General features: G+C 47.8%; 9 protein-coding genes. All 9 read left to right on the top strand.

What is annotated here, in order from left to right:
- Nucleotides 1–8: 8 nt before the first annotated feature.
- The 9 genes from cyoE (at nt 9) to ABH912_RS15195 (ending at nt 12,923) form a co-directional block, all read left to right on the top strand.
- Nucleotides 9–896: a heme o synthase gene (gene cyoE, locus ABH912_RS15235; protein ID WP_008147631.1), complete on the top strand. Its 888-nt coding sequence runs from the start codon at nt 9–11 to the stop codon at nt 894–896.
- 573 nt (nt 897–1,469) lie between these two features.
- Nucleotides 1,470–3,869: a hypothetical protein gene (locus ABH912_RS15230; protein WP_156363958.1), complete on the top strand. Its 2,400-nt coding sequence runs from the start codon at nt 1,470–1,472 to the stop codon at nt 3,867–3,869.
- Between the two features lie 20 nt (nt 3,870–3,889).
- Complete coding sequence (locus ABH912_RS15225) at nt 3,890–4,984, top strand: NAD-dependent epimerase/dehydratase family protein (RefSeq protein ID WP_033061040.1); 1,095 nt, start codon at nt 3,890–3,892, stop codon at nt 4,982–4,984.
- A gap of 12 nt (nt 4,985–4,996) precedes the next feature.
- Nucleotides 4,997–5,941, top strand: coding sequence for a glycosyltransferase (locus ABH912_RS15220; protein ID WP_033061042.1), 945 nt, complete (start codon nt 4,997–4,999; stop codon nt 5,939–5,941).
- Nucleotides 5,938–7,068 (top strand): glycosyltransferase, encoded by a 1,131-nt coding sequence (locus ABH912_RS15215; RefSeq protein WP_033061043.1) that lies wholly within the window; start codon nt 5,938–5,940, stop codon nt 7,066–7,068. Before ABH912_RS15220 ends, ABH912_RS15215 begins: the two co-directional genes overlap by 4 nt.
- A complete protein-coding gene (locus tag ABH912_RS15210) occupies nt 7,065–8,189 on the top strand; it encodes an acyltransferase family protein (RefSeq protein WP_429511048.1) in 1,125 nt (374 codons plus the stop codon). The genes ABH912_RS15215 and ABH912_RS15210 overlap by 4 nt, the downstream gene beginning before the upstream one ends.
- 156 nt (nt 8,190–8,345) lie before the next feature.
- Nucleotides 8,346–9,626, top strand: a complete 1,281-nt coding sequence (locus tag ABH912_RS15205) for an MBOAT family O-acyltransferase (protein ID WP_429511047.1) — start codon at nt 8,346–8,348, stop codon at nt 9,624–9,626.
- Nucleotides 9,601–10,839 (top strand): hypothetical protein, encoded by a 1,239-nt coding sequence (locus ABH912_RS15200; protein WP_156363959.1) that lies wholly within the window; start codon nt 9,601–9,603, stop codon nt 10,837–10,839. The genes ABH912_RS15205 and ABH912_RS15200 overlap by 26 nt, the downstream gene beginning before the upstream one ends.
- Before the next feature lie 101 nt (nt 10,840–10,940).
- Complete coding sequence (locus tag ABH912_RS15195) at nt 10,941–12,923, top strand: hypothetical protein (protein WP_082459259.1); 1,983 nt, start codon at nt 10,941–10,943, stop codon at nt 12,921–12,923.
- The last annotated feature ends 6 nt before the right edge of the window (nt 12,924–12,929 follow it).

The raw sequence follows: 12,929 nt of genomic DNA, 5'->3' as shown, positions 1-12,929 counted from the left end.
AAGTCCGGATGTCCTTTAAGCACTTTATCCAAATCACCAAACCGGGGATCATTTTCGGTAACGTGCTTTCTGTGGCAGGCGGATTTTTCCTGGCCTCGAAAGGGCATGTCGATCTGGCCATTTTCCTGGCCGCCATGATCGGCACGTCGCTGGTGGTGGCTTCCGGTTGCGTGTTCAACAACTGCATCGACCGCGACATCGACCTGAAGATGGAGCGCACCAAAAACCGGGCGCTGGTCCAGGGCTTGATCTCCCTGAAACTGGCCCTGGCGTTTGCGACCGTCCTGGGTGTTTTCGGCGTTGCACTGTTGTACAAAGTGGCCAACCCATTGGCCGCTTTGTTCGCGGTAATCGGCTTTGTCATCTACGTCGGCTTCTACAGCCTTTACCTCAAGCGCAAGTCGGTTCACGGCACGCTGGTGGGCAGTCTGTCGGGCGCCATGCCGCCGGTGATTGGCTACGTCGCTGTGACGAACAGCTTCGACATGGCCGCACTGACGTTGCTGGTGATGTTCAGCCTGTGGCAGATGCCGCATTCCTATGCCATCGCGATCTTTCGCTTCAACGATTACCTGGCTGCATCGATTCCGGTGTTGCCGGTGAAGCGCGGCATTGAAGTGGCCAAGAAGCACATCCTGCTCTACATCCTGGCGTTCCTCGTGGCGACCTTGATGCTGACCTTCAGCGGCTACGCCGGCATGAGCTACCTCGCCGTCGCCGCGGCCATGGGCATGTACTGGTTGTACATGGCCTGGACCGGTTACAAGGCAGTGGATGACACGGTCTGGGCACGCAAGCTGTTCGTGTTCTCGATCTTCACCATTACCGCGTTGAGCGTGATGATGTCGCTGGACTTTAAAGTGCCGAGTGAGCTGTTGCTGACGTACGCGCCTTAAGTTTCAAATGCTGCACAAAAAGCCCCGCCTTCGAGAGAAGAGCGGGGCTTTTTTTGTCCGGTCCTGAATAAGCCCCGCAGGACATTTTGGGGGCAGGAATCAAGTCAAGGGTAATGGATGCCATAAAACTGAATACTTGTGGGGTTTATTAGTACGAACTGGATGCTCCGCGGGTGGCGTTTTGATATATTGCACAAGAAAGCCGCATCTCGACGCCCTCTGAGATTTTTCGCTCGGTCGTTGTTCGGTACGCGAGACGATTCGGGAAATCAGGAATAGGGGGCAGGAGTGTGTGAAGTAAGTCGGATGGAGTTTTGCCCGTCATTAGAGTGGAGAATCGGCACGCTCATCCCGAGGAATGACTATGACGATTAAAACTCTCTTGTTTTTTTACCGACAGCAGGGTTTTAACTGTCTAGGATCAAACGTCTCGGCTTGGTATTTACTGCATTTTTAAAAAAAGCGTGAGCGAAAAAATCGCTTGAATCGATGCCTTTACCTTGAGAAGAGGGGGGTGTTTTTTCAATTAAATTATTGAACCATTCAAATATAAAAGAGAAATGGATTTTAAGTATGAGTGTTGAGTCAAGAGGTCGTAGGCTAAAGGTGGGGTGGTGTGTCACTTCATTATCACTAGATATGGCGAGTGTGCGCTATCGTGCTATTTTGCCGCTCTTGGCACTAGAAGATATAGGGCACACAAATCAGCTGTTTACGAGTGAAAAGCCTGTTGATATAGAAACTTTAGACGCGTTGGTCATTGTTAAGAGTTTCTCTTTTGAAAGTTATAGCTTGGCACAGAAAGCCCGCGCGAGTGGAAAGCCCGTCATTATTGATTTGTGTGATAACGTCTTTGTTGATGGCTATGGGAAGAAAAATAAAAACAAAGCGTCTGACATGTTTATTGCGATGTGCAGACATGCAACGGCTATTGTCACAACAACAGAGCCCCTTGCCGAAGTGATCAGGGGCCGGGTGCCCGGTGTTCCGGTTTACATTGTTCCGGATGGTGTCGCGTCTGTGTCAATGACCCAGAGAGGAAATCGGCGTATTCTTGATGCGCTTGGCGTTAAGCGAGTCAAGCTCAAGTCTGATCCTTCCAGGCACGCGAATAAGCTCTCTGCCCGTATCAATGTTTTACGGACAACTTCTTTTAAGGTGTTGATCAAGGCACAGATCAAACGCAGAAAGTCCTGGTTAAGATGGAGAGCCTGGGCAAAAAAGACCTATCAGATTTTTGATGCCTCACGTACCGTTGCGAAGAAAGTGGTCAAAGGTGCTCTACGCTATGCACAAGATACTTTTGTAAATAAAGTCCAGGCGAAGATAATCGTTCCTAAGGGACGAATGCGTTTGTTGTGGTTCGGCAACCACGGTGCCGATTATGCCCGGTTTGGCATGCTTGACCTGCTTGAGATTCGTGAAGCACTTGAAATGATTGCTCTTGAGTTTCCGATTGAATTGGTCGTCATAAGTAATAATTTCAGTAAGTACGAAGAATATATCAAACCGATGGGTATTCCTTCTATCTACCGTGAATGGTCGATAGAGACAGTTGAAGAGTATATGGGCGACGCACATGTCGTGCTGATCCCGAACTCTTGCGATGCCTTCAGTATCTGTAAGTCGGCCAACCGTACGGTGCATGCACTTACCCGTGGCATTCCAGTTGTGGCGACGGGAACACCTGCCCTCTTGCCATTGGCTGGCAGCATTGTAATGGACGATTTTGTATCGGGATTACGCCGGTATCTATCAAGTAAAGAGGCGGCTGCGGCCGATGTTGCACTCGGTCTCAAGCTAATCAAGAAACACTTCAGTTCTCCTGTGATTGGTGCGCTGTGGCAGGACGTTCTGTTAGCGTCCATGGACACTCAGCTGGCGAAAGACAATGCGGAACATCCGGAGTTGATCGTTCTGCTGCACCTCATTCAAGACCTGGACCTGGCGCTGCCACTCATATTAGAAGCCAAAAGTCGTGGGATACCACTCCAGGTGTGGAGCAGTATCACTCTGTTAAGGAAGTCTCCACGCGTCGTAAAAACCATGCGTGAGCACGATATTTTCTTGAGTCCCATTGCAGAAGCAGCGGTTGGTGAAACACCGGTTTTCAGCGAGCACACAAAAGTCATGCTGTCGGTAGCCGAAACCAACCTAGGGCCGCATCGCTTTACGCGGACGTTGACGGAGCATGCAAAAAAAGCCGGATTATTGACTGTTACGTTACAACATGGGCTGGAAAACGTCGGTTTGACCTACAGTGACGAAGTGCATGCTGTAGAGAAAATCAACTTTGCCGCCAGCAGGATTTATCTCTGGGGGGCATTGGAAACCTTGCATTCCAATGTGAGCATCGAAACAAAGTCAAAATGTGTGCCCGTAGGCTGCCCCAAACCTACGTCGGAGGTCGCGGCGGACTTGAGCGCATTGATTGCACAAGATGCCTGTGTCATTGGAATATTCGAGAACCTGCATTGGCATAGGTACTCGGAGGACTATCGACAGTTCTTCCTTGACGGCGTGATTGCCTTAGCCGAAGAGTTTCCCTCGGTCATCTTTTTGCTCAAGCCGCATCATGCGGGGCTTTGGTTGACTGCTCGGTATCAAGGTGACAAGCCCGTTGCTCCCAATCTAGTGATTGCCGACCCGCAAGCTCCGGAGTGGGAAAGCCACACAGCGGGCGGGTTGTTAGGTCGTATGAAAGCGGTAATAACCACTCCGTCGACGGTGGCGTTGGATGCTGCACGGCGTAATTTGCAGGTGGCAGTAGTTGCCCACGAGATGGACATCGATAATTACCGACCGCTCTTTCAAATCCGTAATGCCGCAGATTGGACCACGTTTGTGGCAGAAGCTTTAAATGAGTCGTTGAAGCAAGAGCAAATAAGTCTGTCCGAACACTATGTAGATCGCATGATCTTGCGTGGTGATGCCTCGGTGCGGATTTTGGATGATTTATTTAGCCCAGCATAAGAATTTTTTGGATGGCAAGAATGACTAAGCGTATTTTCATCACCGGTGGTGCTGGTTTTATCGGGAGCCGGTTGGTAAAGGCTTTACTTAAAAACGACCCGTCCCAACACATTTGGGTATTTGATAACCTTCATCCGCAGGTGCATGGCCCGGATGCCGTAGAGCCGGTTTTTCCAAAAAATGTGCACTTTATCCGTGGCGACGTTGCAGACGCTCAGCACTTGCTCGCTGCCGTCCGTGAATCAGATCCAGAACTGGTTTATCACCTTGCTGCCGAGACAGGCACAGGCCAGTCCTACGATGAGCCGACACGCTACTGCGCCGTCAACATTCTGGGCACCACTCATTTGATCGAAGCTCTTCGTGGTCAAGCGAACGTTCGTAGAGTTGTGCTAGCTGCATCGCGGGCAGTCTATGGCGAAGGTGGCTATGTAGACGCTGCGGGAGTGGAGTTCGTAGGTTTGCCGCGCGAGCCTGAAAGTATGGCCAAAGGTGATTTTAGTGTGCCGCTGGCGAAATCGGCCTGTTTACCTGCCAAGCCGGCGCCAAGCCATGCCGGACTGGCCCCAGCACCGGCATCGGTGTACGCCTCCACCAAATTGATGCAAGAGTACTTGTTGTGTCAGGCAGGAGAGGGCGCCCCATGGGATGCCGTGATCTTGCGTTTCCAGAACGTATATGGTCCTGGGCAGTCCTTGCGTAACCCCTATACCGGCGTTCTGTCGATCTTCGCTCGTCAGTTGCTCTCGGGTGGTGAGTTGGCGATATTCGAGGATGGCGACATCGCGCGTGACTTCGCGTTTGTGGATGACATTGTTGACGCTTTGGTGCAGTCCAGCCTCAACGTGATAGCTCACGGCACCATTCTGGACATTGGCAGTGGTGAGTCCATTACGATCCTTGAAATGGCCAGGATGTTGATGCGCGCTTTGGACGTCAGCGACGAAGCCTATAAGATAACCGGCGAATTCCGTATCGGTGATATTCGGTATGCGTGCGCGGATATCACTGCGGCCAAAAAGGTAATGAATTGGCATCCACAAGTGAGCATTCAGGCCGGCGTAGAGCGTTTGGCTGACTGGGCTAAAAGCGAATTTAAAATAGTTACTATTTAAGAGGGATTTGGAATGGCTAATGAAGAAGTAATACGAGTGTATGTTGGTGTTGACCGTTCGCAATTATTAGCCGTTCCTGTCTTAGAGTATTCGATCAAGCGGCATACCACCGCCAAAGTTGAAGTCATTCCGATGCTTGATCTGCCTGTACCCGTGCCCGCGGATCCACGTAATGGTCAACGTACTGGCTTTTCTTTCAGTCGCTTTTGCATCCCTAAGCTAAGTGGTTACAAGGGGAAGGCCATTTACATGGATGCCGATATGTTGGTGTTCCGTGATATTCGTGAGTTATGGAATATTCCTTTTGACGGAGCGAAAATTGTCATTCAGCAAGAAGTGAAATTTGCGGAGGAGTCTACTCAGAAAGTAGGTGCTCCTAAAGTTAGAAAGAAGCAGTGTGCAGTGATGCTGCTGGACTGTGATCGTCTGGATTGGGATGTTGAAACAATTATCGCAGGCATGGACGAAGGCAAGTACGACTATGACCAGCTCATGTCGGAACTTGCTATTTTGGATGAAGAGCATGTGAAGTATGGTGTGCCGTTCGAGTGGAACAGTCTTGAACACTGGGATCCGGAGACGCGCTTGATTCACTATACCGACGTTTATACACAGCCTTGGTCCGCCTGTGGCAACAAATTCGCCTGGCTTTGGTTGCGAGAGGTCCGCAGGATGCTGTCGGAGGGGGCACTGACTGAAGCCGAAATTCAGAAAGAAATACAACTCGGGTATTTCAGGCCTTCCTTGATCAAGGACGTTAAATACCGCCATTTGATTCCTTCATTCCTGCACGGAGTGTGGGACAAGAAAAATGCGGCCGCTGACAAGTTGTCGGGTTACGTTCCACACAAAGCGGTATATGAGGCCAAGCGTAATCGCCAGAAAGTGATTAAAGCCTATGAGGCGAAACTTAAAGCGGCGGAAGCCATTGTGGACAATAAGGCACCAGCAATATGATGACCTTTTTGAAAAAACTGTTCAAAAAGGACGTGGACCTGGCGCGGGAAAAATTTGAAGTCGAGCTGTCCGGTAATAAAAAAGCCAAAAGGGTTCTGATATTCACGGAACATGTCAACGCCACTTACTACATCAGTTTTGATATCCCGCTGAGAGAGTTGCATGCTCAAGGCAAGGTGAATTTCGCTGTCGTCTCACAGCAGTACGTTACTGCAAAGGGCGAACACTGCTGGCATCAATGGTATGAGTCTTTCAAACCTGATGTCGTGGTCATGACGCGTTATGCGTTGCCATTTGGTGCTGAAATTCTGGAGTACTTCAAATCCAGGAAGGTTCCAGTCATTTACCATATCGATGATAACCTTCTGGAAATACCAGAGTCTTTAGGGGCCGAAATTCAAAAAAGGCAAGGTGCTGAACAGGTCGTCGCCGCTCGACGTTATATGCTTGAGCATTGCGATTTGATCTACGCATCCACGTCATATTTAAAAGATTTGTTTCAAGGCCTTTTCCCGAAACAAGAAATATATCACGGCATGTACGCACCCTATATGGGCGAGAAAATAAGTGCCCTAAAGCAAGTCCGTAATCAACAAACGATTGGCTATATGGGGTCAAAGGGCCACCAAGAGGACCTGGAACTCGTAGTACCTGCTCTTGAGCAACTACTGAACACGCGGCCAGATCTGAGTTTTGAAGTGTTTGGCACCATACGGATGCCCACTAGCCTTGAGCGCTTTGGCGATCGTGTAAAGAGCCATAAAGTCAATAAAGGTTATGCTGATTTTCTATCAATACTGGCCCAGCTGAACTGGGATGTTGGTCTGGCACCGCTGGTGAATGACAAGTTCAACCTCTGCAAGGCACCGACCAAATATATTGAATATACCGCTGCGGGCATACCTGTTATTGCTTCGAATATACCGGTATACAGCAAGGTTATTCCAGAAGGTGGGGGCGTGTTAGTGGATGTTGAATGGCGCTCAGCAATAGAAAACCTTCTTGAATCGAAACAATCCAGAGACGAGTTGTTGTCGATTTCCCAGGCGTATTGTCGCGAAAAATTTTCAACCACAATACTCGAGCAACAAGTATTGGATGTCTTGAATAGAGTGAAAGTTAAATGACGCTTGTGGCTAAAATCGGCGATGTTTTGGAACTCAGTGCTGCTAAGCCTTTGGTGATTCATCAAAGTAAAAGAATATTGGGGCTGGATGAACTAAGAGGGATATCGATACTTTGGGTGATGTGGTGTCACGGTACTGCGCTGTGGTCCTGGATGCCTTCAGTCTTTTCGGGATATGGTTTTCATGGTGTCGTGTTGTTTTTTATAATCAGCGGCTACCTGATCACGAAAATATTGATCGACCAGCAAGGGCAACCCAAGTATTTTTCAAGTTTCTACATAAGCCGAATATTTCGGATATGGCCATTGATGTTGTTGGCCCTGGTTGTGAGCGCTCTGCTTTTTCCTGATAAAATTGGGGCGGGTGTTTATAACTTGTTGATGGTTAATAATTATGCGTATGCCAAGGGTGTCGAGCCCATGGTGCGAACAGATGTTATGTGGTCACTGGCTATCGAAGAGCAGTTTTATCTAATCTGGCCAGCGGTGGCTTTTTTATTAGGTGGAGGCAGGGCGTTCGCAGTATGCGCAGCAGTTATTGTCTTTGTGGGGTTGGGGTTTGATGCGGACTTGATACCTCGAGGCGCTGGAATCATCTTCAAAACTACGCATGGTAATATGCAGTATATTGCCATGGGAGCACTCATTGCCTTCGGTCGAAATGGCATTAAATTACTGCTCGCTGCCTGGCTGGCATTTTTTGTTTTCTGGCTCGGTGCAAAAGGTGTCGTCAACGGCATCGAGGAGTTTCGCTGGATTTGGTGGGGCGTGAGCTTCGTGCTGGCTCTTCTTGTTGCGTATACAGTTGAAAAGGGACCTCTCGTTACTTCTTTCCCTCTGGCATGGGTGGGCAAGCTATGTTTCGGGATCTATCTGATTCACTTCTTTATTTCATGGTCTGTCCTTGAGATTTTTGGCAAAGGCATCGTGTTACCTGGCGTGCTCTATTTTGTAGTCTCACTCGTTTTGTCTTATCTATCTTTTAGGTATTTCGAGAAGCCTATTCTCGACATGCGCCAGAGCATCATTGCCAGCGAAAAGAAGGTAGCGTTGGTATTTACCCTGATGGGGCTCATGATCCTCGTGTGCGTCATTTCCTTGATCACCGTTGTGAAACATTGATGATGATAACTGTAGTCATTTGGGGTTTTTTCACTGATGTTATTTAACTCAATTGAATATGTGATCTTGTTGGTCATCACCTTGGGGGGGTATTGGCTATGTCCCTCATTGAAGTTGAGGCAGTGGGTAGTCTTGCTTTCCAGCGTGTATTTCTACATGAGTTGGAGCAATGCCTTTGGTTTTATGCTATTGGTCGTCATTGCCGCCAATTGGTTGCTGGCAAGTAAAATATCGAAAACGAAACATCGGCCATGGCTGGTGTTTGCTTGTGTCCTGAACCTGGCACTGCTGTGTTATTTCAAGTATATGAATTTTTTCTTGGAGAACCTTGAGTATGCGGCTCGACTAAAGGATCCTGACTTTGAAATCGGTCTGCTTAACGTTATTTTGCCGTTGGGTATTTCGTTTTACATTTTTGAGCTGATTTCTTATCAGGTTGATGTGTATCAAGGGAAAATTGAGCATGAAAAAAATATCGTGGTGTTCGGGATTTTTGTTTTGTTCTTCCCTCATTTGATAGCAGGCCCCATTTGCCGTGCGGGCCAGTTCATGCCGCAGATCCATATACTGCAAAAGTTTGATGGTGCTCGGTTTTATAATGGAATCTATTACTTTATAGCCGGTCTGGCCTTGAAGTGTGGTATCGCCGACGGTTTGGCAACATTCGTTAATGTTATCTTCAAGTCACCGGGCAGTTACTCCGGACTCGATAATCTCATGGCCGTCCTCGGTTTTGGGGTTCAGATTCTTTGTGATTTCTGGGGCTATTCGTTGATGGCTCTAGGCGCGGCCCTGTTGTTCGGGTATGTGCTGCCCTATAACTTTAACAATCCTTATGGGTCTCTCTCCATCAAGGATTTCTGGCGCCGCTGGCACATTACCTTGAGTAATTGGTTGCGCGACTATCTGTATATAGCTTTGGGCGGCTCGAGAACAGGTGCCGAATGGAAAACTCAGCGTAATTTATTGTTAACCATGCTTCTGGGCGGATTATGGCACGGAGCGAGTTGGAATTTCATCATTTGGGGTGGTTTGCATGGTAGCGCGTTAGTGACTAATCGCTGGTTTGATAATGCCAAATTGCCGGCAACGATAAAAAGTATTCTACGTTGCCCACCTGTCGCCTGGTTGTTAACGATGCTTGTTGTTTTCTTGGCATGGATATTTTTTCGCGCAGCCAGTTTCAGTGATGCGATTCTTATTATTGGCCGCATTGTAACGCCCATCGAAGGGTGGTCACTGACTAAACTGGCTCCGTTGTTCTTTGAACTATTGGTTATCTATCTGCCGCTTCAATGGTTGGTTCACAAGACGACTTATCAGTTCGATGTCACTAACTCAACCGCTTGGCGAGCCGCACTTGGCTTTGCCACGTTAATGATATTTACGTGTATCTATTATGTAGACGGCAATGACTTCATATACTTTCAATTTTAAGAATAAAACACTGGATCGTGCGAGGCTAATAAAGCTCTACGTGTTATCAGCTGTGGTTACTCTCATCGGAATGGTTTGCCTTGAACTGGCCGTTCGTTACCACCAGAGAAGTTCAGAATCCGGTGTGGATAGAAGTGTCTCCGAGCTGATGGAAGTATTGCCAGGCATGAGCATTTCCGGCCGGGAAATAGGTAACCAAATGCTGGTGCACAATGTGGCCTTGTTCAGCCAGTATCCTACGCCTGCGGATGTCACCACGGGCTATGTGGGCACCTCTCGGAGTAAGGTTCTACATCCTAATGAGTTTGGTATTCCTGGCGCTGTAGTGGGGGCGGGAAATACTTATAATGAAATTACCTATGGACTTCTGCTTCAAGCAGAGATTCTTCGTTTGAAATTTCCTGAGTTAAAGCGCGTTTACATTGAAACCTCACTACTCTTGCGTCGTCCGGGAAGGCTTATCGTTGAGGCGGATCATTTGAAGTATCTTCCTTTGTTGCGTTCGATGGAGACACTGTGTCCAGATGATGGCTCTGTGCCGGGATGTCAGGCAGTGTTTGAAGCAGTTCACAAAGTAAAGAGCTCACACATCAGCAGTTGGAAGCCTGAGGTATTAGGCGTCAGGAATCAGTTGCGATTCACCGAGCTTTTGGTGAGTCGTGATAAAAGTATTCCAGTTCTGGCTGACCCATTGCTTAAGAAATTAGACGTGAATGGGGAAAAGAAAGCACCTTTCCGGAGGTTGACAGATAAATCGGATATGCTCCCGGATGTTACAAATGAGCATGTTAAAGTTCAACGCTTGCGTGAAATTTCAAGCAACGCACCCTGGGATGGGTTGTTTGATTTGATTGCTCTTTGGGGTAAGAAAAATAATATACAAATTGTTTTCTTTCAGCCGCCGGTTCGTTCTGATTTATATGGGTTTCAGGTTCAATATGGGCTTCAAAAACACGTAGATGATTTAATTCGGGTCTCCTCGAAATATAACGTGCCCTTTATCGACTTGGATAAGCCCGAACTCGGTTATATGAATGATTGGACATTGTTCAGTGATGAAGACCATCTCGAGACCTGCATAGGAACAGGGTTGCTTATACTGGCCCTCGAAAAAGGCTATGAGTCTTTTTCCTCTGAGCACCAATTGTTACCAGTTGTAGAGCAACATATGTTGCAAAAAGATAACACTCGCTTGGAAACGTGCGGCAAATAATGTCATTTTGATGGCTGTGTTGTCAGGTTTTTGAAATGTTTGATTTTATGCTATGTTGACGCCGTGATCATATAATACACGCTGGTTGAGGAATTGTTGGTATGGTGGATCGGGCAACACAGTGGGTTATTCCACCGAAGATCACAGGTGAAGATCGGGTTATCTTATTTTCTGCCTGTGATGCGGGATATCTTGATTACGCAATATCCCTGATCAGAAGTGTAGATCTTTTTTCTCCGGGCTTTACTTTTTTTCTGCATGTCGTGAACCCAGTACCTAATACAATTGATCGTATTAGGCGTACGCTTGAGGTTCTAAAGTCGACACGATTAAGCGTGTCGTTTGAAACCATTGATCTTTCAATGTTGAATGTCGATCAGAAACGCGCTTATTATGCCAGTGCGCGATTTCTCCAGATTACCCGTATACTTACTGAATGTTCACTTCCCGTTTTTAGCGTGGATGCAGATTCATTGGTTGTGAACCCGTTCGATCTTAATTTTTCAGATAAGCTCGATGCACAAGTTGTTATTACGAAACGTGATTTGCTTGAAGAGCAGCCTGAGCACTTGGCAATTCTTACCGGTTCTATCTGGTTCACTCCTTCGCAGAATGTTATCGCATTTTTGAGTCAGGTCGCTGAGGATATAGATAAGCACCTCACCGACGGCTCACTGAAATGGTTTGTCGATCAGCGGGTGTTCTACCGGCGTATGAAAGACTTCGCCAAGCAGGTTAAGTTCTACAACCTAAAACGGAAATATGCCGATTGGGAGTTTGGGCATTCAAGCATGGTCTGGGCAGGTAAGGGCGACCGTAAACTATACGATATGCGTTTCTTTATCCTCCAGAATCTATTGTCGGATGATGATGTCAAGCGCAAGGTGGTGAAGAACATAGTGGAAGCGTTCTTCATCCAGGGAAATAATATGATTACGGAGTGGATGTCTCAACGTATCCAGGCCGCAGTTTATCTGACCAAGCGCATCGCATTATATATTCCAAGGCTGGACCTGCCCTGGAAACGGAGTGGTGTGGTGTCCGGTCTACCCAAGCCGCTTAGTGATGATGTCATTAACTTACGGCTGTATTGGAAAGAGTTTGCTCTGCGTTTGGCAAATGCGTTGGAGCGGGCAGGGTTGTCTGTTGATATTTTCGAATTGCCTAATTGGGAAATTAATAGAGAGAGGGTCGAGGCTGATGGATCGGCGCTCGCCCTTATACCCCATCGCTGTCATATTGACTTCGAGGATGGAAAAACACCGGTTCTTTTCTACATGCAGGAGTTTTTCCGTTGGGCTTTCGTCGTGAATGATCAAGGTTGGAGTGCGGCCTCAAGCATCTACCCTGTCATCCTGGATGATGCGTGCACTGGTGGGCAGGCTTTTGACAGGTATCGTCAGCGGTTACTGGAGGGCACATTAGCTAGTAAGTTTGGACAACGGGACTCTAAAACGAAGCTTCAATTGATGACGGAAGGGTTGATTCCTTGTGCAAGAAACTCTTACGGCCAGCCTATCAATGTGCTGAGAGACTATATTTTCTTTCCTCTTCAAATCCCCACCGACCAGTCGATCCAGTATTTCTCTGACCTTGCCGAATTGGATGTTGTAGAGGCGCTGGTGGACTGGGCTCGTGAAAAGGGGTTGGCGATCGTCCTGAAACCGCACCCGGCTAACATGAAAAGCATGAAACCGTTCGAAAGCTTGGTTGATGAGAAAACGGTTTTTTATAGTGATGCCAATATCCAGGATTTAATCGAGCACTCTCGGGCGGTGTATACGATCAATAGTGGGGTGGGTTTTGAAGCATTATTGCAGTTAAAGCCTGTTGTTACCTTCGGGCGGGTGGAGTATGACTGCGTATCCTTCAATGCAAATCTGACTAATCTTGATGAGGCGTGGGGCTATACTAAGGGTTGCAGTGCTCCGGAGTTGGAGTTGAAGTACGCAAGGTTTGTTAACTGGTTCCTTGAGCACTATGCTGTCGATATGTCGAGTGCTGAGAGTTCATCTCTGAGGCTTGATGAAATTGCCGCTCAGGTCGCATTGAAGGTTTCCACTTCCGATTCACGCCAAGGCTAAAATTAT

Source organism: Pseudomonas sp. BT76 TE3572 (assembly GCF_050435365.1).
Classification (GTDB): Bacteria; Pseudomonadota; Gammaproteobacteria; order Pseudomonadales; family Pseudomonadaceae; genus Aquipseudomonas; species Aquipseudomonas fluorescens_W.
This window is presented reverse-complemented; position numbering and strand designations above follow the sequence as displayed.